Here is a 24,516-nt window from a genome sequence, read left to right as displayed (position 1 = left end):
ATCAATAGGTTAAATTAATTCATCTCCACCTTTAGAGCCCAAGCTAATTTTACCGTCTTCCGCAAGATTTCTTGCTACCGCTAAAATATCTCTTTGTGACCTCTCTACATCACTGACTTTGACTGGACCTTGTACTTCAATATCATCCCTTAATAGATCCGCTGCACGTTTAGACATGTTTGAAAATATTTTTTCTCTCGTTGTTTCTGTAGTTCCCTTTAAAGCAAGTTTTAACTGATCTGAAGTGACTTCACGTAATAGAGTTTGTACGCTCCTATCATCCATGTCTTTAATGTTTTCAAACACAAACATTTTGTCACGGATTTTTTCACTTAATTCTTCATCCCAATCCTTTATTTTATCAAGAACTTCTTCCTCCATAGCACCATCAAGGAAGTTAATAACATCAGCTACTGTTTTAATTCCTCCTACAGATGACGTTTTACCTGTAGTTTGACCACTCAACTGCTTTTCAATAACATGCCCAAGCTCTGAAATAGCCTCAGGTTTTACAGTATCAATATTGCACATGCGCAACAGAACCTCCGCTCTTTTTTCAGCACTGAAATAACTCACTACCTCTGCTGATTGTTCACTATCAAGATGAATAAGGATTGTTGCAATAATCTGTGGATGCTCATTTCGGATTACCTCAGCAATAAGACGTCCATCCAACCACTTCAATTTATTCAAACCACTGTCTTTGTTTGAAACTAATATTCTATCGATAAAGGGATTCGCCTTTTCTTCGCCAAGCGCCTCAATAAGTACCGTTCTTAAATAATGTTCAGTGTCCACCGTTAAACTAGTTTGATCTTCGATAGCACTTATAAAATCAATGAGGACTGACTCCATTTTTGCCTTACTTACCGAGTTCATCTTTGACATAGCCATACCGACTTTTTGTACTTGTCTAGGCTCCAAGTGCTTTAAAACCTCGGAAGCATTTTTCTCTCCCATACTTAATAGTAAGATAGCAGCTCTTTCTATCCCGTCCATAATTATCCTCGGTCAACCCATGATTTGACTACTTGTGCCACCCTTTTAGGCTCTCTATCCACAACCTGCCTTAATAATGAAATTTGTGTGTCATAATCTGTTGCATCCTTTATGGATATGCTTCCCTCATAGGACCCATCTCCAGCGGATGTGGGTTTGCTCAGAGGCTCCATGTCTTTATTGCTCGCAAGAGTTTTCAGCATGGGTCTTAGCACGCCCAAAATCATCAAAAGGACAAATAATCCACCGCCAACCTGTTTTATTATTGACCAGAAGCTGTCCTTTTTCCAAAATGGGTCTTCTGGCAAGGCTTCAATTGGTTCAGGTTTGACAAAACTGCTGTTGATCACATTTAAACTATCACCTCTCTTGGTGTTCAATCCAATCGCATCAGAAACCAGTAATTTAATTTGCTCAATTTCCTTTTTAGACAGAGGTTTCTTATCTAGTTTTTTAGTTTTTTCATTCATAACCGCCCTATTATCAACTAATACAGCAACACTAAGTCGTTTAATCGTCCCCGGTTGCTTTTTGGTATGACTGATCGTTTTATCCAATTCAAAATTCTTAGTACTTTGAGTTCGAATGTCTTTTGCTTGAGATTGATCGTTTGTGGTTTGCTGGCCAGTAGCACCTGGTTTAGCGGATGCTTGAGCACCACCACCTTGTTGTACTTGTGGATTTGCCTGAGGAACATTTGATACAGTACCAGGTACTCCACTGGCTTCATTCGAAGCACTTTTCTTTTCCTCAATGGTATGCTCACTTCGCAGTGCTGGTAACTCGGGATTAAACATTTCTTGAGTTTGTTCGTAACTGGTAAAATCGATGTCTGCGGATACTTTAGCTCTTACTCGACCTAATCCTAAAATTGGTGTCAAAATGTCTTGAATTTTCTGTGCATACTGCTGCTCTAAATTTTGGCGATAATCCATAAAGCGGTCTGTTTCTGAGAATAAAGTTTGTCCACTTCCTTCGCTCAGTAGTTGACCATCTTGATCAACAACAGTAACTCGACTAGCACTCAAATTTGGAATGCTTGACGCAACCAAATTAACTATCGCACCTATCGTGTGTTTTTTAAGCTCATATCCAGAATAAACATCTATAAATACCGAAGCGCTTGGCTCTTGAGTATCTCGAACAAAAGCAGACTCTCTAGGGATAGCTAAATGAACTCGCGCTGATTTAATGTCATTAAATTTACTGATTGTACGTGCTAATTCAGACTCAAGGGCCTGCTTGTATCGCGCGTTCTCCATAAATTGGCTTGTATTAAAAGTTCCGGTACCGCCTAGTAATTCGGAGTTTACGTCTGAATCACGAGGCAAACCTTGAGCAGCTAGTTTTAGCCTAGCGCTTTGTACATTATCCGCAGGAACCAAAATGGTGCCGTTTGTTTTGTCGATTACAAAATCAACTCCATTACGCTCTAAAACAGTTAAAATCTCATTGGTATCTCTTGGATTGAGCTGCCCATAGATTGGAACGTAACTGGGTTCACGAGACCACATTACGACAGCAATACCAACCGCAACACTCGCAGCTAATCCAAAAAGCAATCCAATTTGGCGTGGGATCGATAAGCTTGCAAATTTTGCTGCAACGGTTGAAGCATTATCAGCCAGTGCCATGATAGACTCCTGTAGTTGTTCTTAGTTACTCTGTCATTAAACTAAATTAAATTTATCCATTACATTCAATCAATTAATACTAAAGCAGACGACTGTATTACCAACATGACTAAACGGGCATGTTCATGATTTCTTGATACGCTTGTACAAACTTATTTCTTACTCTAACCGCTGCTTCAAAGCCTAAATTTGATTTTTGACTCGCTACCATAACCTCTGCAAGACTCACATTGGGATCTCCCATTTCAAACTTGGATTTTAAATTATCCGCATTTTGAGATAGATTATTGACTTGATCTAAAGCTTGTTGAAAAACCATGCTAAATTGCATTTGATTTGAGCTACTGTCTACCTTAGGCCCCTCTGCTTGAGCGGCCATAGCTCTCAACTGATTGATTAAATTGACGGTATTTATGTCGGTCATTTTATTCGCTCTCCATCCTAGAGATTCATTAAAACAAACAACAACTATACATTTACTCGAAATAAGTGATTAAACGGTGTAACCCTCTTCACGCATTTTTGCTAATTTATAGCGCAGTGTTCTTTCACTTACCCCTAATAATGAAGCCACTTTTTGTCTGTTTCCTTTATTTTCTGTTAAGGTTTTTTCAATTAACTCGTATTCATGAAGTTGCAAGTTTTTAATACCAATCTTAGAAAGGTCTTCTTCTGAAGTCTCTATTATTTTAGATAGCTGCAAATGTTCTGACTCAATAATCCCTTGGTTTTGTAAAACCAAGGCTCTTTGTATCACATTGTCTAATTCTCTAGCATTACCCGGCCATTGATAGGATAACATCTCCTTTTGTGCTGCAGGGCTAATTACAGGAATAATGGGCTGCTTGTTTTGGCAATGCTTACGAATCAAATAATTCGCTAAAGGAATAATGTCATTTTTTCTTTCTCGTAAAGGATGCCATTGCAGAGGAAATACATTGAGTCGATAGAACAAATCCTCTCTAAATCGACCAGCCTGTACTTCATCTTTCAGTTGTCTATTCGTTGTTGCCATAATTCGCACATCGAGATCAATCATTTTATTTGAACCAATGCGTTCAACTTCTTTTTCTTGCAATACTCTTAATAACTTTGCTTGGAGCATCAATGACATTTCACTCACTTCATCCAGTAGCAAAGTACCGCCTTGTGCTTGTTCAAATTTTCCGGGAGTTGATTTATACGCACCGGTAAAGGCTCCCTTTTCATAACCAAATAGTGTGGCTTCAAGCATTTGCTCTGGGATAGCAGCACAATTGATGGCTATGAAAGGTTGATTTTTTCTGGATGAATGATCGTGAATAAAATGTGCCAACACTTCTTTTCCAGTTCCGCTTTCACCACTGATCATTACTCCAACATCTGATTGAGCAACTTTTAATGCCATTGACATGAGAGCCTGGCTTTTGGGGTCTTGAGCGATAGGATCGTTTTCATCTTCACCAAAACTCGCTTGCATGTATTGGTTAATTTTATCCGTTAACGCCTGGGCACTAAAAGGTTTTTGAATGTAATCTACAGCTCCATGCCTAATGGCAATCACTGCATCCTCGACAGAACCATAGGCCGTCATTAATATGACTGGTAATCCAGGTCGTTTTTTTTGAATTTCATTGAGTAATTGGTTACCATCTAACCTATCCATTCTAATGTCCGTTAAAACAACTCCAGGATTATGAATATCCAGCAAAACAAGCGCTTCCTTCCCATCCTTCGCGGTAATGTAGGTATGGCCTGCAATAGTCATGGTCTCAGCGAGAGCTTCTCTTAATACTGGATCATCTTCAACAATTAGAACGTGACTCATAGAAATTCCTTTCTCTTTAGTTTTATCCTACATTTCTATTCAAACAAGGTAAATAGATACTTACTTCTGTTCCAATTCCTTCAGTAGAATCGAGTGTAACTCGGCCTCCATGGGCCTTAACTACAGCAAAAACAACTGCCAAACCTAAGCCTGTTCCCTGAGCTTTTGTCGTATAAAAGGGTAAAAAAGCTTGATTCTTCACCTCTTCTGACATGCCCTTTCCATTATCCACTACGGTAAGTAAAATACCAATATCATCAGTGTTGGTTATGGTGAATTGTATTTCCTTGGATTCTGATTGCAACGAATTAATCATTAGATTAAGCACAGCACCTATTAAGGATTCCCCGTGAATTGACGCTTCTTGAGTAATCAAATGATTATTGACTTTCAATTGAGCTGAATAAGATTCGATATAGGGTTGTGCCCTTTGAATTAACTGAGAACACCAAAATTCCATGTCTATGAATTTAGGCTCTATAGAAGTCCCTCTTGCAAAGAGCAACAAGTCCTGTATTTGTTGTTCAATACTAGCATGACATTCTTGTAGTCGACGTATCCAGTTTTTAGTTCTCTCATCAATCTCAGTAAGGTTTGTAAGGTGTTCAGTGTATAAAATAGCGGACGATAAAGGGGTTCGGATTTGGTGAGCAAGTTGAGCTGTCATTGTTCCTATTGAGACAAGACGTTTTTCATTTTCCTTTGCCTCTTCATAATCTCTGCTCGCTGTAATATCGGACAAGGTAATCAGTATACCTGGCAGGCTTTCTAAGGATGAAATAGCTACATGGACCTTGCGACCGTCAGCCAATGAAACCTCATGGCCATCGTCTTCTCGGGGTACAAATGCTTTTTGAATGACATCCAACCATAAACGCCCATTCAAACCATAACCAAGCATGGCCTCAGCAGAAGGATTTAGCCAAACTACTCTACCTTGTGCATTCAAAATAACTAACGCATTAGGCAGACTGGATAAAATATCCCACTCAGAGAGTTCTATCTCTGGTTTAACTGCACATGTTTGATGATTTGAATAATGCATGATTCAATTTTTTTTATTGGTTTATCTAGACTCTAGCAAAGTTTGGGCCATATTTAAAATCATCAATATATTCAATATATTAAAAAATAAAAAGGTGTTCTAAAATGGATTTTTGTCACATTCATAAGACTTCACGACAGAATATTGACGACATTTTGCTTTTTTAACCATTAGGGGCGTTGCCCATGATCACTTGGATTTTTTATCCAATTCATGAAGAAACCCTAATTTTTCTGAAATTTTTATTTCTAAACCTCGATTTACTGGCTTATACCAATTTACCTGGGGCATTCCATCTGGAAAATAGCTCTCCCCAGCCGCATAACCGTAATCTTCATCATGAGCATATCGATACTCTTTGCCATAACCCAAGTTTTTCATTAATCGAGTTGGTGCATTGCGCAAATGTAAAGGGACACTCCTGCTTTGATCATTTTTAATAAAGGCCATGGCTTCATTGTATGCTAGATAGGCGGCATTACTTTTGGCAGCTACAGATAAATAGATTACTGCCTCTGCTAATGCCAACTCCCCCTCGGGTGATCCCAAACGCTCATAAGTTTCAGCTGCATCATTAGCGATTTGAATACCTCTGGGATCAGCAAGTCCAATATCCTCCCAGGCCATCCTCACTATTCGTCTTGCTAAATATCGCGGATCAGCACCACCATCTATCATACGACAAAACCAATACAAGGATGCATCAGGATTAGATCCTCTCACTGATTTATGCAATGCAGAAATCTGATCATAAAATTGCTCACCGCTCTTATCAAAACGTCTTCCACTTTGAACCAAAGTGGATTGAATGAATTCTTTATCGATGGATGCTTTTTTTAAGGTTTGAGACGCTGTTTTTATTTGTTCCAATAAATTTAATAATCGTCGACCATCCCCATCCGCATATGTAATAAGATATTCAATGGCATCTCGGGATACCCGCATATCACTCAAAACTAAACGCTGTGCACGATCAAATAATGCTTGTAATTCCCTTTCAGACAATGGGGTTAAAACATACACCTGTGCACGAGAAAGCAATGCTGAATTGACTTCAAAAGATGGATTCTCTGTGGTAGCGCCAATAAAAGTAATTAATCCCGATTCCGTATAAGGCAACAACGCATCCTGTTGAGCTTTATTAAAACGATGGATCTCATCAATAAATAATATGGTTTTGCGTTGATGAATTAAATTCTCTTGGGCTTTATCCATCGCTGCGCGAATATCCTTCACCCCAGAGAAGACTGCTGAAAGTGCAATCCATTCACAATCGAACGCTTTAGCAGTTAATCGAGCAATGGTTGTTTTTCCTACTCCAGGAGGCCCCCAAAGGATCATCGAGTGTGGCTTAGCACTTTGAAAACATACTCTTAAAGGTTTTCCGTCTCCTAGAAGATGGCTTTGACCAATCACTTCATCAATATGATTAGGCCTCAGTAATTCAGCTAATGGAGCCTCGGGAGTATCATTAAATAAACTCATTGCCTAACTACATCCACTCCTTTAGGAGGTTTAAATTCAAACAGTTTTCCTGCCAAATTTGGATTAGATTTAATTTTAACTAATTTAACGGAAGTCACCTGACCTAGTTGATCATACAATTCCAAACCAGTTAATAGATCTTTAGTAAATATGAGTTGGATACGCTGAAAGTTCTCTTTCGCTAATTTGGACTTCAAATCAAACACCGTTGTTTGACCTTTAGTTTGTTGTTTCACATCAAAATCATGGGTTAGACTCTCATCATAACCACTCAAAAATAAAGCAGCTGTACCCCCCAATCCTTTGTCCTGATTTTTGACGGTTACTTGCTCGAGATCAACATCATAAATCCACATTTTTTTACCATCGGCAACAATCAACTGCTCAAGAGGCTCTTTTGTTTCCCAGCGAAAACGTCCCGGCCTCTGTAGAGCCATATCCCCTGTAGAACGAGACACTTCCTTCTTTTTTGCTTTTACAATTTGATTAAATTGCGCTGTCATAGTGCGTATTGCATTGAGTTTTTTTTGCAATAGATCTGCTGGTGTTTCAGCAAACAAGCTACAACTCATTAAGAAGAAACCTAATAACAATACTTTTTTCATGCTTATTCCTCAGTCACTGAAGTAACCAACACATCCCTATAACCACCATCAAGAGGTCCAACAATACCCGTCCTTTCCATTTCCTCAACCATACGAGCAGCTCGGTTATAACCTATTTTTAATCGACGTTGTACCGCAGAGATGCTCGCTTTGCGTGTTTGGATAACAAACTCTACTGCCTGATCATATAGCGGATCGTCGTCTTCTACTGATTGACCGCCCTCATCATCAATACCACCTTCTCCAGGTTCACCGCTCATTCTAAGAATTTCGTCAATGTAATCAGGTTCACCTCTTGAGCGCCAATCATCAGCAATTCGATGAACCTCTTTATCATCAACAAAGGCACCATGAACCCTCAATGGCGCCCCACTACCTGGAGCCAAGTATAGCATATCTCCATGGCCTAATAATTGCTCAGCACCTTGCTGATCCAAAATAGTGCGAGAATCAATTTTAGAAGAAACCTGGAACGATATGCGCGTTGGAATATTGGATTTAATTAGTCCTGTTAGAACATCCACTGAAGGCCTTTGAGTTGCCAATATCATATGTATTCCTGCAGCTCTAGCTTTTTGGGCAATTCGTGCAATTAACTGCTCTACTTTTTTACCAACAACCATCATCATATCAGCCAGTTCATCGATAACGACAACGACATAGGGCAATGCTTGTAATTCCGGGGCAACTTCATCCATAGAGTCAACTGGCTTCCACAATGGATTCACAATTGGATTACCAGAGGCACATCCCTCAGCAATTTTAGCGTTATACCCCGCTAAATTTCTAACGCCTAAAGCGGCCATTAATCGATAACGTCTTTCCATTTCCTCAACGCACCATCTTAGAGCGCTGGCTGCTTCCTTCATGTCTGTAACAACGGGAGTCAATAGATGCGGGATACCATCGTAAACCGACAACTCCAACATTTTGGGGTCAACCATGATTAAGCGAACTTGCTCAGGACTGGCTTTAAATAGCATACTTAAAATCATCGCGTTAATGCCAACGGATTTTCCTGAGCCTGTTGTACCTGCTACTAACAAGTGAGGCATTTTTGCTAAATCCACCACCATTGGGTGCCCACTGATGTCTACCCCTAGTGCTAGAGTAAGAGGGGAATGTGCTTGTTGATAAACATCGGCAGACAATACATCGGATAAACGAACCGTTTCTCGTGAATGGTTTGGTAACTCAAGACCTACTACAGTTTTACCAGGTATCACTTCAACAACACGAACGGATACCACTGATAATGAGCGCGCTAAATCTTTGGCTAAAGCGGTCAATTTACTGACTTTGACCCCAGCAGCCAATTGCAATTCAAAGCGGGTTACGACAGGCCCTGGATGAACTGCTACTACATCAGCTTGAATACCAAAATCCAGCAGATGTTGTTCTACATCTCGGGATAGGTTTTCCAACTCCTCATGAGTATAACCTCCCATTGGCTTTCCTGGCTGCCCCTTATCGAGCAAACTTAAATTAGGCAAACTGCCATCTCCAGATATTTTTGGGGCACGAATTTCAGTTGGCTCTTTGCTTACCTTAACGGTTTCAATCTTTTCTTCAGAGGCAATAAGTATAGGAGATGAACGTTCTTTTTCTTTTATAGGCTCTTGTTTAGTTTTTAACGTTTTAGGTACAGCAAGATCTTTATTCCGTTCAAATTTAGTTTCTAATTCAGCTGCTACTGTGAGATTAGGTGTGATTTTAACTTCAGGTTTTGAAGGAACAGAGGTACTTACTTTATCTCGTATAAAGTTATCAATGAATGAATACCCTTTTAAAGTATAATACCCAACTAATTCAACAAACTTGATCCAAGAAATGCCCGTTAACCAGGTAATCCCCACTAACAGCATTGCGAAAAGAACTAGTGTAGCACCTTCTGAGTTAAGCATATGGGACCAACCACCCCCAACCGTTTGACCGATAATGCCGCCAGTTCGGTGAATAGGATCTAATTGCTTAATCTGTGTGTTAAGACTTAGTAATCCGCAAGCTCCACAAATCATCAGTACAAAGCCTGTCACTCTAAGATATAGAATAGTTTTATCTAACTCACGTATTGAATGAAGATCACGAGTGATAACCCAAGCGATATAAACAAAAGTCAACGGTAACAAATAGGAAACATAGCCAAACACAAAATACAGAGCATCCGCTAAATAAGCTCCTACCTGCCCCCCTGAGTTCAAAATCGGAGAACCATTTATGGAACCATGTGACCACCCCGGATCATTCACTGAGTAGGTCAATAACGACAAAAGAATAAAAAGAGCAGCCGTTAAAGTTAGAATAAACCAGCCTTCACTGATACGCTTAATAATAAAGTTAGGCAAATGTTTTTGGGGGGAACTTGCCTGTTTCCCTACACGTTGTTTGGCCATAGGTATTTTAATGTGGTTGTTTTTATCTTACTATTTGCCATCATACCATAAAAAAATAGGAAGGCAGAGACAATGAGCATAAGCAATCATCACCGCTTAATCATACTAGGTTCAGGACCAGCAGGCTATACTGCTGCTGTCTATGCCGCAAGAGCGAATCTTAACCCCGTTCTTATCACTGGAATGGAACCTGGTGGTCAATTAACAACAACGACCGACGTGGATAACTGGCCTGGAGATGTGGAAGGTTTGCAAGGCCCTGCACTCATGGAACGCATGCAAAAGCATGCAGAACGATTTGATACAAAAATAATTTTTGATCATATTGTGAAAACTGATTTATCCAGTAAACCAATTACTTTGTATGGAGATGAAACAACCTATACTTGTGATGCTTTAATTATTGCAACAGGAGCGTCCGCACGCTATTTAGGCTTACCCTCTGAAACAGCGTACCAAGGTCGAGGGGTATCCGCTTGTGCAACCTGTGATGGCTTTTTCTATCGCAATAAAACAGTATGTGTTATTGGTGGAGGAAATACTGCAGTAGAAGAAGCCTTATATTTGTCTAATCTAGCAGCCTCAGTTACCCTTATACATCGAAGAGATAGCCTTAGAGCAGAAAAAATTCTCCAAGACAAGTTATTTGAAAGAGCTCGCACAGGCAATGTGAAGATTATTTGGGATTCAACTCTAGATGAAGTATTAGGTGATGACCGAAAAGTAACTGGTGTGGCTATACGTAATCTCAAAACGAATATTAGAGAAGAGTTAACTATAGACGGTGTGTTTATTGCAATAGGCCACACCCCAAATACTGGAATCTTTAAAGATCAGCTCGCTATGCGTGAGGGATACATTCAAATTAAATCTGGTTTAGATGGCATGGCCACAAGCACCTCAATACCAGGGGTTTTTGCCTGTGGGGATGTTGCAGATCACGTATACCGTCAAGCAATTACTTCAGCTGGGTTTGGTTGTATGGCAGCGCTTGACGCTGAAGAATATCTGGATTCTTTGTAAATTGTCGTACGACGAGTTTTATACATTTCCCAATCCAGAAACCAGTGATCATCAGGGGTTATTGTGTTTTGGAGGTGAATTAACTCCCAAACGTATTCTCCAGGCTTATTCACAGGGTATATTTCCTTGGTATGAGCCTGGAAATCCGGTTCTTTGGTGGTCTCCAAACCCTAGGCTTCTATTAATACCCAGCGAGTTTAAATTATCAAGAAGCCTAAAACAAACTCTTAAAAAACCTTTTGTTTTCACAATAGATACTGCATTTGAACAAGTTATATCCAATTGCTCAACGTGTTCCGACCGGACACATAAAACATGGATTACACCTGAAATGATAGATAACTACACTCAACTGCATGAGATGGGTTACGCACATTCCTTTGAACTATGGAATGACAATGAATTAGTTGGGGGATTATATGGAATTAGTTTAGGTAAAGCATTTTTTGGTGAATCGATGTTTCATAAAAAAACCGATGCATCTAAAATAGCGTTGTATTATTTGTGTAGAGTAATGGAACAATGGAAGTTTGATTTTATTGATTGCCAACTCCCTAATAAACACTTAATTTCTCTGGGGGCTAAAATAATCGATCGAAGAGATTTTTTGTATCGCTTGCATGAATCATTGCAAAATGAAGATAAAGTGGGTAAATGGACTATTTAATTTGGGATTAAACTATGAAACAACATTCATCAAGGTTTTTAACAATTGTAAACGAAGCCAAAGCAAACATTAAAGAAATAAGTCCTAAAGAATTGAAGTCACAGATCGACCAGCAAGAACCAGTCGTCGTCATCGATGTTCGTGAAGAGAGTGAATGGGAAACTGGACATATTGCAAATTCAATTCATATCAGCAAAGGAGTTATTGAAAGAGACATTGAAAAAGTAATCACTGACCCTAATACAGCTATTGTTGTGTATTGCAGCGGCGGATACCGTTGTGCTCTAGTTGCCGAAAGCTTACAAAAAATGGGATACATGAATGTAAGCTCGTTGAATACAGGATTGCAAGGATGGCTTAATGAAGGTTTTGGCTTAATTAAATAGCCTTGTTGTTATACAAAGAAAGTAAGCGTGCATTGCCATTTTTGCAATTTTAGTGCACTATTTCACATTATTTTAATAAGACACATCATTGAGAGACCTATGGCGAAAGAAGATCATATTGAAATGGCAGGTACAGTCATCGACACATTACCTAACACCATGTTTAGGGTAGAACTGGAAAATGGACATATTGTAACCGCGCACATTTCAGGCCGCATGCGTAAAAACTACATTCGAATTTTAACCGGTGACAAAGTTAAAGTTGAATTAACACCTTATGACTTAACAAAGGGTCGTATCATATTCAGAGACAAAGGCTAATGATAAAGCAGGTTGGGCCTAGGCCCAACAGGCCCCGATCATTCCCCTGCTACCATCATCTTATCAATTAATAGGGATCCACAGCGAGTAGGTATGTTGGGATTAATATCACTCCCCACAGCTCTTATCATTTGATACATCTCTTTAAGATTTCCGGCAATGGTAATTTGATCGACTGGAAATTGAATTTTTCCTTGTTCAACCCAGTAACCACTTGCACCTCTTGAGTAATCACCTGTAATACCATTTACACCTTGTCCCATTAATTCTGTTACTAGTAAACCAGTACCCATAATCCCTAGTATTTCCTCAAAACCCCCACAGTTTGGATCAATCGTTAAATTATGTACACCATCACTATTGGCTGTCGTTTGTAAGCCCATTTTTCGGGCAGAGTAACTTCCTAAAACGTATTGCAATAATTGTCCATTTTCAACCAGAACATTTTCACGAGTCGGCACTCCCTCTCCATCAAAGGGCGAGCTTCCTAGAGCACCCTTTAGGTGGGGTTGTTCATATATCCGAACAAAATCAGGAAATAATCTCTGTCCAACTGTATCTAGGAGAAATGAATTCTTTTTGTATAAATTTGATCCGCTGATTGCACTCACAAAGCTACCCAATAATCCACTAGAAACCCTTGAAGAGAACAATACTGGTGTTGATTGCGTTTTAATTTGTCTAGAACCCAAACGACTAACTGCTCGATCAACGGCTTGTTTAGCGATAAACATTGGGTTCACCAAATCTTTAGCATTTCTCACAGTAGTATAGTCATAATCCCGTTGCATATCCTCACCCTCTTGAGCTACTACTGAACAGCTAATTCCATGTCTAGTGGTATGGATAAACCCTCTAGCTCCATTAGTATTGGCATAGCCATGGTGAGATTCATAGGAAGACACACTCACTCCATCTGAGTTGGTTATGCGTTTATCCAGAGATAATGCATATTTCTCACACTCCAACGCTAATTCAATGGCTTCTTGGGGCTTAAGATCCCAGGGGTGATATAAATCTAAATCAGGGTATTGATTGGTGAGTAACTCTTTATCAGCCAATCCAAAACAGGGATCTTCTGCGCTCACTTGTGCTATGTCACAAGCCGCTTTGACTAATGATTCCAAAGCATGTGCTGAAACATCAGTACTACTTGCAGATCCTTTTCGTTGACCAAAATACACTGTTAAACCAACCCCCTTGTCTTCGTTAAATGTGACCGTTTCCACTTCTCTCATACGCACATCCGCTGAAAACCCTTTGTCATAGTTAACTGCTACTGAAGCACTAGAGGCACCTTCTCGCTTAGCCAAGGCCAACACTTCATCTATCACTCTGGAGAATTCTGTTGTTGACTTGTATACTGCACTATTGTTATTTTGCGTTGTAGTTTGCATATAAGATTCCATTGTGAAGAATAATGCACATAAGGATACAATAACATGTCTTATCAAACCAATGTTTATCCTGAAATCAAGTTAAAAATACGCACTTGGTTTTTGTTATGCTTATGCATGATGCTTTCATTCAATGCACATTCAAACAATCAATGGCATGAACTAAGTCCTGGATTAGAGTATCAAGATCTGCAGGGGGGTGTTTTAAACCCATGGTCCCATATTTATGTGTTTCGCATTGATTTAAATAAAAATAAATTTGCCTTACTGACAGCCAAAAAACTTGCTCAAAAGAATGCATCCGCCGATCAGTTTGGAGAATTTAGCAAAGCGTTATTGAGCATAAACGGTGGTTTTTTTGATCATGAATTTAAACCACTCGGATTAAGAATTGCTAATAAAGTTCAACTTAACCCTATGAAGCGAATCAGTTGGTGGGGGATTTTTTACATCAAAGACAATTTGCCATACATAACCAATGTTCGACATTTTCAGTATTCGAATGACATCGATTTCGCCGTGCAAAGTGGACCTCGATTACTGATTAACGGACGAATCCCTTCACTCAAACCCGGAGTAGCAGATCGAACTGCTTTAGGGATTACCGAAGACAATAAAGTAATTATTCTGGTTTCTAATAATTCCGCAATGACCACTAAAGAACTTGCCGCTATTATGAAGTCTCATCCACTCTATTGTACCAATGCTATTAATTTAGACGGTGGAAGCTCCAGCCAACTGTATGCTAAATTTAATCATTTTAAACTAAATGTACATGGTTTTTCCAATGTTAGTGATGCAATCATTGTAAAAAGGATATAAATCGCGTCTACTAAACTTTAACTCACAAGTTATCCACAAATTAATCCCAAATTATTCTATTGACCAAGCATCAAAAACACATTATCTTGTTATTAACACCCAATAAAAACCCAATATATAGGGTTTTTTGCTATACTTAAATCAACAGTAGAACAAGCTTCACACAACTGTTGAAAAATACATACTACGTGGAGGAAAAATGTCCGAGATACTCGAGCCGGTAATGGATATACCGCTAGCCAGTCAAATGGAATTGAACTCAAATGCACCAGGCGCTCTTAAAACAATCAAGCGTAATGGTAAAGTGGTTGTCTATGACGACACAAAGATTAAGATTGCCATTACTAAAGCTTTTATTGCAGATGAAGGTGGTACAGCACCATCTTCAGACCGCATTCACCAACAAATAGAGGAGCTAACTCGGCAAGTTTCGCAAGTGTTTAAGCGACGCCTACCTGCAGGTGGTGCAATTCACATCGAAGACATACAAGATCAAGTTGAGCTTGCACTGATGCGCAGTGGGCACTATAAAGTTGCGCGTTCTTATGTTTTATATCGTGAAGAGCGTCGTCAAGCGCGTGAAAAAGAAGTCAAACAACGTCCGAAGGACAGCAAAGAACTTTTAATTACAATGCCTAATGGTGAAGTAGAACCCTTAGACATGGAACGAGTCAATACAATTGTTAACGAGTCTTGCCGTAATTTAGACAATGTTCAAGCTGAGCCTGTCATTAAAGATGCTTTGCGCAATCTTTACAACCAAGCAAAATTCGAAGACGTTCATAAAGCACTCATTATGTCAGCTCGTGCATTGGTTGAGAAAGAACCAAATTACACCTTTGTTAGTGCACGACTCTTGTTAGATAGTATGCGAATGGAGGCTCTAACTAAACTTAAAATAAAATCCGATGCAACCTTTGATGAAATGGCTACACTGTACCCTTCGTACTTCAAAGCCTATATTCAAAAGGGAATAGCTCAAGGTATGCTTGAGCCTAAAATGGCTGATTTTGATTTAGATAAGCTTAGCAAAGCTTTATTGCCCGAACGCGATATGAAGTTCACCTACTTAAGCCTACAAACCCTTTATGATCGTTATTTTATTCATGAGCATGGTGTTCGTTATGAGCTTCCACAAGCTTTCTTTATGCGAGTAGCAATGGGGCTAGCAATACGTGAACAAAACAAAGAACAAAAAGCAATTGAGTTCTATCAGTTGTTGTCCTCTTTTGACTACATGTCCTCAACACCTACTCTATTTAATTCAGGCACAGTTAGACCCCAACTATCCAGCTGCTACTTAACCACCGTTCCTGATCACTTAGATGGCATTTACAGCGCAATTAAAGACAATGCTCTACTGTCTAAATACGCCGGTGGTCTTGGTAATGACTGGACTCCTGTTCGCGCAATGGGCGCACATATCCAGGGAACTAACGGTAAATCTCAAGGGGTTGTTCCATTCTTGAATGTTGCAGATGCCACTGCTGTTGCAGTTAACCAAGGCGGCAAACGTAAAGGAGCTGTCTGTGCTTATCTCGAATGCTGGCACCGCGACGTAGAAGAGTTTCTAGAGCTCAGAAAAAACACTGGCGATGATCGCCGCCGTACTCATGACATGAATACTGCACTTTGGATACCCGACCTATTCATGAAACGTGTACGTGAGGAAGGAGATTGGACCTTATTCTCACCCGATGAAGTACCTGATTTACATGATCAATACGGTAAAGCATTTGAAACACTTTATGTGGAGTGCGAAGAAAAAGCACGCCAAGGACTTATCCGCAATGTAAAAACACTTTCAGCAGTTAAATTATGGCGCAAAATGCTGTCCATGCTGTTTGAAACTGGACATCCTTGGATGACGTTCAAAGATCCATGTAATTTGCGCTCTCCTCAACAACACGTTGGAGTAGTACATAGTTCTAACTTATGCACAGAGATCACTCTGAATACCTCCAATGAAGAAATCGCAGTATGTAATTTGGGTAGTATCAATCTTCCTGCGCATATTAAAAATGGCAAGTTGGATAAAGAGAAACTCAAACAAACGATTAGAACGGCTGTTCGCATGCTGGATAATGTCATAGACATTAACTATTATTCAGTACCACAAGCTCGCCACTCTAACCTTCAACATAGACCAGTCGGTCTAGGTATAATGGGCTTCCAAGATGCATTGTATGAATTGAAAATGGATTATGCTTCCAAAGAGGCTGTTGAATTTGCAGACACCTCCATGGAACTAGTCAGCTATTATGCTATCGAGGCTTCTTGTGATTTAGCGAAAGAAAGAGGCAGCTACTCGACTTATGAAGGATCATTATGGAGCAAAGGCATACTACCTATCGATTCTATTAATTTACTGCAACAATCTAGAAATAAGTACTTAGAACAAGATAGATCACAAAAATTGGATTGGGAACCTTTACGAGTTAAAGTGCGAACCCAAGGTATGCGTAACTCAAACGTAATGGCTATTGCGCCTACTGCAACGATTTCCAATATTTGCGGCGTAGCACAGTCTATTGAACCCACTTATCAAAACCTGTATGTAAAGTCGAACCTATCTGGTGAGTTTACAGTGATAAACCCCTATTTAGTTGCTGATTTAAAAGCACTGAATCTATGGGACGAAGTGATGGTCAATGATCTGAAATATTTCAACGGTAGCGTTCAACCAATCAGTCGTATCCCTGCTGAATTGAAAAACAGATACGCAACATCCTTTGAAATTGATCCTATTTGGCTTGTAGAAGCAGCATCTCGACGTCAAAAATGGATTGACCAAGCCCAATCACTCAACATATACATGGCTCAACCATCTGGTAAAAAACTAGATCAGCTCTACATGCATGCGTGGACTCGCGGTTTAAAAACCACTTATTACTTGAGAAGTTTAGGTGCAAGTAATGCTGAAAAATCAACGGTTACTGATGGTGCACTCAATGCGGTCAAAATTGTTGATACAGAACCAAAAGCATGTTTGATCACTGACCCTGACTGCGAAGCATGCCAATAAAAGGAGAATCCTATGTCAACTTATAATTCTCTAGAGCAAGTCGCTGCCACAAGAGTGGGAGCGACAGGTCTCGAAGCACTGGAAATGGGTGCAGCAAGAATACATGTAGACGATAAACAAATTATTAACTGTAGGGCTGATTTGAACCAGCTTGTCCCCTTTAAATACAAATGGGCATGGGATAAATACCTAACAGCCTGCGCAAATCACTGGATGCCGAATGAAATAAGCATGAGTGCCGATGTTGCATTATGGAAAGATCCCAATGGCCTCACTGAAGATGAGCGCCTCATTATTAAACGTAATTTAGGGTTTTTCTCTACAGCAGACTCATTAGTAGCCAATAACCTAGTATTGGCAGTTTATAGGCATATTACCAATCCTGAATGCAGACAGTATTTATTGCGTCAAGCTTTCGAAGAGGCGTTACATACCCATGCCTATCAATACGTTATCGAAAGCTTAGGACTGGATGAAGCCGAAGTTTTTAATATGTACAGAGAAGTACCCTCTGTTTCTACTAAAGCAGCCTGGGCTTTACCCTTTACACAAAGCCTCGGTGATGAAACCTTCCATACCGGTACACCTGAAAATGATCAGCGCTTACTGCGCGATCTCATTGCATTTTATGTTGTTTTTGAAGGGATCTTTTTCTACGTCGGGTTTACACAGATTTTATCGATGGGCCGACGCAATAAGATGGTCGGTACTTCAGAACAATTTCAATATATTTTGCGTGATGAGTCTATGCATATGAATTTTGGAATTGACGTCATCAATCAAATTAAAATTGAAAATCCAGATTTATGGACGCCTGAGTTCAAAAATGAAATCATTCATCTCATCTTAGAGGGTGTTGCATTGGAATATCAATATGCAAAAGACACCATGCCTCATGGTATACTCGGGATGAACGCCGATATGTTCGAAGAATATCTGCATTTTATAGCTAACCGCCGCCTCAACCAAATCGGTTTAGCTGATCAATTCCCTGGCGCAGCAAATCCTTTCCCTTGGATGAGCGAAATGCTTGATCTTAAAAAGGAAAAGAACTTTTTTGAAACACGCGTCATTGAATATCAAGCAGGAGGCACTTTAACCTGGGATGAATAATTAGATGACCGATTTTAAACAGAATGAAGCCAGTATGTATTTCAATGCAAACTGGCAAAAATACAAAAATTCCATTAATAAAAATTTACTTTGCCATCAAGAAATGATGTCGAGCCTTAATGAGTTTTTAACTACGCATTATCACAACCGCAGCTTTACTTTAGTCGATGTCGGTTGTGGAGATAGTAGTGCTATATCTCCTGTACTGAAAAATAGCTCCATCAAGAAATACATCGGTATTGATGCTGCTCCTGATGTTCTAGAGCTATCAAAATTAAATGCAATAAGTATACCTTGTGAAAAAGAGTATATTTGCAATGATATGATGGATGCGATAAAGACAATCAATACACCCGTTGATTTGATTTATACCAGTTATGCCATACATCATTTATCAGAAAAAGAAAAATCTGAGTTTATTGACGTTTGCAAAAGCAAATTAAATACCAATGGTCAACTGTTAATGATAGATGGCGTATTGGAAGTCAATCAAAGTAGAGACGAATGGTTGGATAAACTAGAAGCCCGTATTCACTTTACTCACCCAGACATGACGGATGAGGAACTGGCAACACGCATGGAACATCCGCGATCTGGAGACTTCCCTGAAACCATCGACTCCTTTCGAAATAGAGCAACTAAAAGCGGTTGGAAAGCCTTTGAAGTTTTAGTAGATAAGGGTATTTTTGCTTTTATGGTCTTTTACAAGTGACATCTCAGGATGGGGACAGCTCAGAGCTCAGGATGGAGAGCTCAGGATGGGGACGGACCCCACTGGGGTCCGTCCCCAGCATTTATTTAGCAGCATTTAGCTGACTGTACAGGACGGGGACGGACCCCAGTAGGGTCCGTCCCCAGTATTTACCCAGTATTTAAGAGTAAGTTCATGGCGTATTTGTGGCTTAAATTAGTTCATATTATTAGTTCCACAATTCTATTCGGAACAGGTTTAGGCACTGCTACGGTAATGCTATATGGCTATTACAGCAACAACATTTCAGCAATGGCCATTATCAATCGATACGTGGTTATAGTGGACTGGATATTTACTGGTACATCAGGAGCAATACAACCCATAAGCGGTCTGCTCATGGTGTATATTGCAGGATATCCCTTAGGTTCATTATGGATATTAGGAAGCATCCTAGGTTATTTAATAGCAGCAATATGTTGGTTTGTTGTTGTGTATTTGCAGATAAAACTTAGGGATCTTTCCATGGTCGCTGTTCAAACCGATTCAGAATTACCTGAAATGTATCATGTTTACTTTAAATGGTGGTTTATTTTAGGATGGCCAGCCTTTATTAGCTTGATAGTCGTGTTTTATCTGATGGTTATGAAACCGTTTTGAGTCGGAGATACCGCTTTTAGATGGATGGTTAATTTTAGTCTTTTACCTAGCGATGTTATCCACTCTCTCACAGTCGCGGCTCGGTGAATAGAGCTCAAAACTGAACCGCGACTGAAGGGAGCAGAGGTCATTGCTTAGAAATTTAATCGTATAAGTAATTAATTTATAAATAGAAAAATTTGGCTTGTGATAATGATGATAAGGAATTTCATTTGAATATCATACTCAACTTAAGGCATTATCTTCTAGATCTCTCACCAGGAATCCCTGCCTTCAAGCAGGCATCTAAAACAATTTTAGGGATTCTCATTACTTTATTTTTATTGAGAAATGAAACTCTTGGCTTGCAATTATTAGCAGCTATATGCACTGGTATGTCGATACAAACCGTTTCAGCGACTCCTTTTTTGTTACGTTTGTATCAGATGATCATTTATGATTTACTCTTTATTAGTGTATTTTATCTCGGATATTTTGTTAAAAACTCAGAGCTATTGACCATAGTCTTTTTGACCGGACTAGGATTTACAGTAAATTATTGTAAATCTTATGTCTTAGAAAGAAGCCCAGCTCCTTTTATGATCTGGTTATTGGGGTTTATAGCTACTCTACTACCAACTCAAGATTTTTCCAATTTTACAACACCCCTATTATCATTTTTATACGGATTTGGTGTATCAATTCCCTTCATTCTTTTTCTGTTTCCACCTCCTGATCCTTTGACCCTTTTTCAAAACAATAAGAAAAAACTTTTCCTATTGCTAGGACAGGGAATAAGTGAACTCATGTCTCCGAATTTCGAAAAGCAAAACATGAAAAAGGATGTTTATAGGATTTGCCAGCGATTGGAAAAACGTATGTATTCGTTATTATCCTTAAATCAACGCCTGCTCGATTCGATTCAATTGAATAGGAATAAACCACATCAGTTAAAAGTGCTGCAAATTTCTTATGCACTAGTTAATGTTTATGCAATGCTGGTACACAGTTTAAATAGAATCAATACAGTCCACTTGTCACCTGATATGAATGAAGCAGTGCATGCCAACAGCATCCAGATTCTGAATGCATTATCTTATTTATCATCGAAACGAAACATCGCATTTAAATCTACAATGGATTCAATGACTTTGATAAACATGATGCCAATGATTGTTCATCAAAAAATGGATCAGACTGAAATGATTAGTCCTTTAATCCAAGTAAGCCATTGTTTTGAATTGATGAAAAGTCAAATCGAACAGTTATTAAGAGGGGGCTTTGTTGATGCGTGAAAACACAAAGCTCGCCTTACAAACAGCACTAGCCCTATTTATCACAGAAACACTTTGTTATTTGTTTAAAGTTGAGAAAGGTTATTGGGCTACGCTAACAGCTATGGGCCTAACTTCATTAACTTGGGGTGAAAGTATTAAAAGGTCAATTGAGCGAATAAGCATGACTATTCTTGGAGGAGTGACAGCGACCTTACTCTATTTTGTCTTACCCCCCATGCCAGTGTATTATTTTATCTGCCTAATTTCATTTCTTTATTTCTCGTTACTCTTTACAATCAGCTCCCAGCTTCTATCACTATTTTCAATGACTGCTTTTGTGGTTTTTTTGTTTGGTTTGCTTAGTGGTTGGACTTCAGAACTCTTAGAGGAGCGAATTGCTGATACCATTTTAGGAGCTACTGTAGCTTTAGTTATCGGCTATTTTTTCTTTTCCAGGAAACCTGATACTAATCAACTGTTGATAAATTACTTCGAAAAACTTAGATCCTATATGCAAGCTTTTCTTGAAACACCACACCTTATGCCCAGCTTAATGACTCAAATAATGATGGAGTTAGACCTACTATTAAATCAATCGATCCACATTAGCTACTCTCTCATTTTACACCACAAAAGAAATAAGCAATTCAAGCACCTGATTGAACTGTTACGTATCTCCAGCCATCAGTTACTGGCTCTAATAAATATTTACTCTTTCCGAAATAATGAGTTTTCAGAGCATCAAAAAACTGATTTTATGTTAAAAATCAAACAAACTGAAGTGAATATAAATCGCTTAATTGAACAATTATCCACAACAGAAAAATCCACTTTACCCTTCCTCGAAGATATACGAATAACACACATAAGAGAGAATAGCTCTGCCCAGTTATTTATAGCTCATGCAAATTATGTATTAGTTCAAATAAATCAGTCGCTTAAGAGTTTTAATGAATATTTAAATAGTATAAGCTCTCGCTAGATTTATCGCTATTTATTGTTGGATGCTGTGTGTTGTTCGCGCTTCCTTATCCACTCCCTCACGGTCGCGCCTCGGTTGGATCCATGAAAATAATCAGCGCCGAGACCGTGAGGGAGCGGATAACTAGCTCTATTCACAGTAAGACTTAGGTCTTTTTCCTGTACTTCATTTCCACAGGACTTACGAAAAACCCCAATCTCTTTGTTAAAAGAACTTTTTAATTCGGTCATTTAGTCCATCTAAACTCCCTCATTAAAAAGTTCTTTTGCCTCGACCTTGGGGTTTTTCGTAAGTCCTGTTACATTCGCTTTGAATAAAAATTGATACCACATTCAAAATTGATCAGGTACAATGCCATCGCTCAAATTTTATCCTGAGGATGTAAATCATATCGAATTCATTGTTGCATTGAGTTTGTATGATTTTAGGAGATACATAAACCAAATGAGGTAGACCATGAAGTCAAGAGTTGAAAAAGAGAACGAAAATACTAATTATTACTTTTTATTAAAATGCCTAGGTGCCTTAACCGCCGCAGCAGTTATTACCGCTGGTATAGTCGGTGCAGTTATGTATAAAGCTAGCGCAGCTACGGCTGTAGGTTTTGCTGTTGGTGCAACAGCTAGTGCACCTATCGCTCCATTTATACTTGGCCCTATGCTGTTAATTGCTCTAGGGGCAGTTTGTTTACTCCCATTTATATTTTGTACGGGGAGTAGTAGCGGTTACACCTACCCTAGAACTACATCGGTATATACTGGTGCGCATTATCCACCTTCATACACGCCTTTCCCTACGTTTTTCCCTTCAGAAAGAGTTGTTATATCAGGTAACGTCCATGGCTATCCCAGTAGCGGTCGTCAACACGAACATCCCCCATCAACAAGAGTTCATACTAACCCAACGGGAATGGGGATGGACAATAGCCACAATAGCCACAATAGCCACACCCATGTCCATAATTAAGCTCAAATAATCTCTATGACTTATCATGACGGCTGCGTATAAACTGCAGCCGTGTTTATGCTAGTCCAATGTCCAATTGCTCTTCTGAGTCAAAAGATTTGTTTCCAATGCACTTCATAGTGGCATTAAATAATTGCTCTACTTCACCAACTTCAGCCCAAAAACTCTGAAATGCTTCTGGATAATTCTCTAAGGCATGATCTTTACTCATCATTTGATGATTATCCAAGCCCACTAACACGTCTGTTAGTAAACAGAATTTTTGGGCATTCTTATCACTTTCTGCAGTTCTACTCGTTAATGCTTGTATTTTATTCGTTATCAATTTACGAATATATTGTTCAGCCCTTTTTTGATCCATACCTTTAATTATTTCACTCAAATCAGGATAGGAAAACAATCTTTGCTGGTGATTAGCAATAGATGGTTTTGTAGTATCATTTGCTGTCTTTATTGTTGCTTGCTCTGTTGCTGGTGCATGCATTTCATGACCGATATTGGAGATATTGCTATCTATAGGCACAATACCAAGTTTATTTTTAATGTAGTTTTTCCAGACCGTAGGAGTAAGATGCCAAAAAATATCAGCTGTGGTTAATGAAACCGCCGTAAAAGCACAAATTGAACCAACAATAGGGGCTATTGGGGTAAGCAGGACAAAGGTAATTGCTCCTGTAATAGCCAACAATAACCCAAGGATAAACAAATTATTCAATGCCGACTGAATAAAATGAGAGCGCTGAGCTAATTCGTCACGAGATTCATAAGCCCTGTACAAATTGAGAGCTAACATCACACTTTGGTGGATTGCCCCAGATAATACACCGGCTAAAAAGAACCATGGCCCCGCTGCAAAAGTAATGCCCATCGCTGTCGCTATCGCGGTCCCATACAAAGAGACACTCGCACACGTTGCTGCTATCACTGAAAAAATAAAATTGAACCAAGCGTCGAAGTTTTTATTGTTAGATGTGGCTAACTCATACGCATTGATAATGGCTAAAAAGGTCATCAATACGCCAATAAATGGAAGCATGACATAAAACAATGGGGTTCCAGTAAATGCAGCAAACCACTTTGAATAGCCCATGGTAGCAAATAAACCTACATCCTGGATCCCCTTAATATAGAGAATTCCCTTTCTCAACATCCCTGTAATCATCCGTCCTCATCCTTTTAAACAATCCTGCGAATGGCAATCAACGGTCTACTCCTCGCCTCTCATCCTGAGAGAAATAT

23 protein-coding genes are annotated in these 24,516 nt (G+C 39.2%); 12 read left to right on the top strand and 11 right to left on the bottom strand.

The features are described 5' to 3' along the window. Nucleotides 1-9 precede the first annotated feature (9 nt). From fliG to Lwal_RS09145, 8 genes are all read right to left on the bottom strand, one after another. A complete protein-coding gene (fliG, locus tag Lwal_RS09180) occupies nt 10-999 on the bottom strand; it encodes a flagellar motor switch protein FliG (protein ID WP_058480504.1) in 990 nt (329 codons plus the stop codon). Between the two features lie 2 nt (nt 1,000-1,001). Further along, entirely contained in the window at nt 1,002-2,633 is a 1,632-nt protein-coding gene (gene fliF, locus Lwal_RS09175; protein ID WP_058480503.1) for a flagellar basal-body MS-ring/collar protein FliF, read from the bottom strand. A gap of 109 nt (nt 2,634-2,742) precedes the next feature. Further along, the gene (gene fliE / locus Lwal_RS09170; RefSeq protein WP_058480502.1) at nt 2,743-3,057 is read right to left on the bottom strand and encodes a flagellar hook-basal body complex protein FliE; all 315 of its coding nucleotides are present in this window, start codon (nt 3,055-3,057) and stop codon (nt 2,743-2,745) included. 69 nt (nt 3,058-3,126) lie between these two features. After that, nucleotides 3,127-4,440 (bottom strand): sigma-54-dependent transcriptional regulator, encoded by a 1,314-nt coding sequence (locus Lwal_RS09165; protein WP_058480501.1) that lies wholly within the window; start codon nt 4,438-4,440, stop codon nt 3,127-3,129. Nucleotides 4,441-4,462: 22 nt separating this feature from the next. Beyond that, a complete protein-coding gene (locus Lwal_RS09160) occupies nt 4,463-5,485 on the bottom strand; it encodes a sensor histidine kinase (protein WP_058480500.1) in 1,023 nt (340 codons plus the stop codon). 189 nt (nt 5,486-5,674) lie between these two features. Continuing rightward, nucleotides 5,675-6,970, bottom strand: a complete 1,296-nt coding sequence (locus Lwal_RS09155) for a replication-associated recombination protein A (RefSeq protein ID WP_058480499.1) — start codon at nt 6,968-6,970, stop codon at nt 5,675-5,677. Beyond that, entirely contained in the window at nt 6,967-7,542 is a 576-nt protein-coding gene (lolA, locus tag Lwal_RS09150; RefSeq protein ID WP_408607319.1) for an outer membrane lipoprotein periplasmic chaperone LolA, read from the bottom strand. Before lolA ends, Lwal_RS09155 begins: the two co-directional genes overlap by 4 nt. A gap of 35 nt (nt 7,543-7,577) precedes the next feature. Next, entirely contained in the window at nt 7,578-9,968 is a 2,391-nt protein-coding gene (locus Lwal_RS09145; protein WP_058480497.1) for a DNA translocase FtsK, read from the bottom strand. Between the two features lie 72 nt (nt 9,969-10,040). Between Lwal_RS09145 and trxB the strand changes: the two genes are divergently transcribed. The 4 genes from trxB to infA all read left to right on the top strand — a co-directional run bounded on the left by trxB (nt 10,041) and on the right by infA (nt 12,365). Continuing rightward, a complete protein-coding gene (gene trxB, locus Lwal_RS09140; RefSeq protein WP_058480496.1) occupies nt 10,041-10,991 on the top strand; it encodes a thioredoxin-disulfide reductase in 951 nt (316 codons plus the stop codon). A 1-nt stretch (nt 10,992) separates the two neighbouring features. Beyond that, the gene (gene aat / locus Lwal_RS09135) at nt 10,993-11,658 is read left to right on the top strand and encodes a leucyl/phenylalanyl-tRNA--protein transferase (RefSeq protein ID WP_058480495.1); all 666 of its coding nucleotides are present in this window, start codon (nt 10,993-10,995) and stop codon (nt 11,656-11,658) included. A gap of 14 nt (nt 11,659-11,672) precedes the next feature. Continuing rightward, complete coding sequence (locus tag Lwal_RS09130; protein ID WP_058480494.1) at nt 11,673-12,044, top strand: rhodanese-like domain-containing protein; 372 nt, start codon at nt 11,673-11,675, stop codon at nt 12,042-12,044. Between the two features lie 99 nt (nt 12,045-12,143). Next, a complete protein-coding gene (gene infA / locus Lwal_RS09125) occupies nt 12,144-12,365 on the top strand; it encodes a translation initiation factor IF-1 (protein WP_035890790.1) in 222 nt (73 codons plus the stop codon). Between the two features lie 38 nt (nt 12,366-12,403). On the opposite strand, the gene pmbA is transcribed toward infA, so the two are convergent. Then, nucleotides 12,404-13,762, bottom strand: a complete 1,359-nt coding sequence (gene pmbA / locus Lwal_RS09120) for a metalloprotease PmbA (protein WP_058480493.1) — start codon at nt 13,760-13,762, stop codon at nt 12,404-12,406. A gap of 45 nt (nt 13,763-13,807) precedes the next feature. Here pmbA and Lwal_RS09115 point away from each other — a divergent pair, with 45 nt between their 5' ends. From Lwal_RS09115 to Lwal_RS09085, 7 genes are all read left to right on the top strand, one after another. Further along, nucleotides 13,808-14,584: a phosphodiester glycosidase family protein gene (locus Lwal_RS09115; protein WP_058480492.1), complete on the top strand. Its 777-nt coding sequence runs from the start codon at nt 13,808-13,810 to the stop codon at nt 14,582-14,584. Nucleotides 14,585-14,783: 199 nt separating this feature from the next. Continuing rightward, nucleotides 14,784-17,609, top strand: coding sequence for a ribonucleoside-diphosphate reductase subunit alpha (locus Lwal_RS09110; protein ID WP_058480491.1), 2,826 nt, complete (start codon nt 14,784-14,786; stop codon nt 17,607-17,609). Nucleotides 17,610-17,621: 12 nt separating this feature from the next. Continuing rightward, nucleotides 17,622-18,722, top strand: coding sequence for a ribonucleotide-diphosphate reductase subunit beta (locus Lwal_RS09105; protein ID WP_058480490.1), 1,101 nt, complete (start codon nt 17,622-17,624; stop codon nt 18,720-18,722). 4 nt (nt 18,723-18,726) lie between these two features. Further along, nucleotides 18,727-19,434: a class I SAM-dependent methyltransferase gene (locus tag Lwal_RS09100; protein WP_058480489.1), complete on the top strand. Its 708-nt coding sequence runs from the start codon at nt 18,727-18,729 to the stop codon at nt 19,432-19,434. Between the two features lie 174 nt (nt 19,435-19,608). Then, nucleotides 19,609-20,073, top strand: a complete 465-nt coding sequence (locus Lwal_RS09095; RefSeq protein ID WP_058480488.1) for a DUF2269 family protein — start codon at nt 19,609-19,611, stop codon at nt 20,071-20,073. Nucleotides 20,074-20,285: 212 nt separating this feature from the next. Next, nucleotides 20,286-21,347, top strand: a complete 1,062-nt coding sequence (locus Lwal_RS09090) for a hypothetical protein (protein WP_133141221.1) — start codon at nt 20,286-20,288, stop codon at nt 21,345-21,347. Next, nucleotides 21,340-22,311 (top strand): FUSC family protein, encoded by a 972-nt coding sequence (locus Lwal_RS09085; protein WP_058480486.1) that lies wholly within the window; start codon nt 21,340-21,342, stop codon nt 22,309-22,311. The genes Lwal_RS09090 and Lwal_RS09085 overlap by 8 nt, the downstream gene beginning before the upstream one ends. A gap of 8 nt (nt 22,312-22,319) precedes the next feature. Here the strand turns inward: Lwal_RS09085 and Lwal_RS09080 are convergent, their stop codons facing one another. Beyond that, nucleotides 22,320-22,541 carry a hypothetical protein gene (locus tag Lwal_RS09080; protein WP_058480485.1) on the bottom strand — a complete coding sequence of 74 codons (222 nt, stop codon included), beginning with the start codon at nt 22,539-22,541 and terminating at the stop codon, nt 22,320-22,322. 226 nt (nt 22,542-22,767) lie between these two features. Here Lwal_RS09080 and Lwal_RS09075 point away from each other — a divergent pair, with 226 nt between their 5' ends. Next, nucleotides 22,768-23,277 carry a hypothetical protein gene (locus tag Lwal_RS09075; RefSeq protein WP_058480484.1) on the top strand — a complete coding sequence of 170 codons (510 nt, stop codon included), beginning with the start codon at nt 22,768-22,770 and terminating at the stop codon, nt 23,275-23,277. A gap of 55 nt (nt 23,278-23,332) precedes the next feature. On the opposite strand, the gene Lwal_RS09070 is transcribed toward Lwal_RS09075, so the two are convergent. Then, nucleotides 23,333-24,439 carry a hypothetical protein gene (locus tag Lwal_RS09070; RefSeq protein WP_058480483.1) on the bottom strand — a complete coding sequence of 369 codons (1,107 nt, stop codon included), beginning with the start codon at nt 24,437-24,439 and terminating at the stop codon, nt 23,333-23,335. Nucleotides 24,440-24,516: the final 77 nt, after the last annotated feature.

The sequence above is a fragment of the Legionella waltersii genome, assembly GCF_001468085.1.
Taxonomy (GTDB): domain Bacteria; phylum Pseudomonadota; class Gammaproteobacteria; order Legionellales; family Legionellaceae; genus Legionella; species Legionella waltersii.
This window is presented reverse-complemented; position numbering and strand designations above follow the sequence as displayed.

Excerpts from the sequence above, each read along its gene's own strand:
- fliG (WP_058480504.1), bottom strand. The coding sequence starts at position 999 with ATGGACGGGATAGAAAGAGCTGCTATCTTACTATTAAGTATGGGAGAG.
- fliF (WP_058480503.1), bottom strand. The coding sequence starts at position 2,633 with ATGGCACTGGCTGATAATGCTTCAACCGTTGCAGCAAAATTTGCAAGC.
- fliE (WP_058480502.1), bottom strand. The coding sequence starts at position 3,057 with ATGACCGACATAAATACCGTCAATTTAATCAATCAGTTGAGAGCTATG.
- Lwal_RS09165 (WP_058480501.1), bottom strand. The coding sequence starts at position 4,440 with ATGAGTCACGTTCTAATTGTTGAAGATGATCCAGTATTAAGAGAAGCT.
- Lwal_RS09160 (WP_058480500.1), bottom strand. The coding sequence starts at position 5,485 with ATGCATTATTCAAATCATCAAACATGTGCAGTTAAACCAGAGATAGAA.
- Lwal_RS09155 (WP_058480499.1), bottom strand. The coding sequence starts at position 6,970 with ATGAGTTTATTTAATGATACTCCCGAGGCTCCATTAGCTGAATTACTG.
- lolA (WP_408607319.1), bottom strand. The coding sequence starts at position 7,542 with ATGAGTTGTAGCTTGTTTGCTGAAACACCAGCAGATCTATTGCAAAAA.
- Lwal_RS09145 (WP_058480497.1), bottom strand. The coding sequence starts at position 9,968 with ATGGCCAAACAACGTGTAGGGAAACAGGCAAGTTCCCCCCAAAAACAT.
- trxB (WP_058480496.1), top strand. The coding sequence starts at position 10,041 with ATGAGCATAAGCAATCATCACCGCTTAATCATACTAGGTTCAGGACCA.
- Lwal_RS09130 (WP_058480494.1), top strand. The coding sequence starts at position 11,673 with ATGAAACAACATTCATCAAGGTTTTTAACAATTGTAAACGAAGCCAAA.
- infA (WP_035890790.1), top strand. The coding sequence starts at position 12,144 with ATGGCGAAAGAAGATCATATTGAAATGGCAGGTACAGTCATCGACACA.
- pmbA (WP_058480493.1), bottom strand. The coding sequence starts at position 13,762 with ATGCAAACTACAACGCAAAATAACAATAGTGCAGTATACAAGTCAACA.
- Lwal_RS09115 (WP_058480492.1), top strand. The coding sequence starts at position 13,808 with ATGTCTTATCAAACCAATGTTTATCCTGAAATCAAGTTAAAAATACGC.
- Lwal_RS09110 (WP_058480491.1), top strand. The coding sequence starts at position 14,784 with ATGTCCGAGATACTCGAGCCGGTAATGGATATACCGCTAGCCAGTCAA.
- Lwal_RS09105 (WP_058480490.1), top strand. The coding sequence starts at position 17,622 with ATGTCAACTTATAATTCTCTAGAGCAAGTCGCTGCCACAAGAGTGGGA.
- Lwal_RS09100 (WP_058480489.1), top strand. The coding sequence starts at position 18,727 with ATGACCGATTTTAAACAGAATGAAGCCAGTATGTATTTCAATGCAAAC.
- Lwal_RS09095 (WP_058480488.1), top strand. The coding sequence starts at position 19,609 with ATGGCGTATTTGTGGCTTAAATTAGTTCATATTATTAGTTCCACAATT.
- Lwal_RS09085 (WP_058480486.1), top strand. The coding sequence starts at position 21,340 with ATGCGTGAAAACACAAAGCTCGCCTTACAAACAGCACTAGCCCTATTT.
- Lwal_RS09080 (WP_058480485.1), bottom strand. The coding sequence starts at position 22,541 with ATGACCGAATTAAAAAGTTCTTTTAACAAAGAGATTGGGGTTTTTCGT.
- Lwal_RS09075 (WP_058480484.1), top strand. The coding sequence starts at position 22,768 with ATGAAGTCAAGAGTTGAAAAAGAGAACGAAAATACTAATTATTACTTT.
- Lwal_RS09070 (WP_058480483.1), bottom strand. The coding sequence starts at position 24,439 with ATGATTACAGGGATGTTGAGAAAGGGAATTCTCTATATTAAGGGGATC.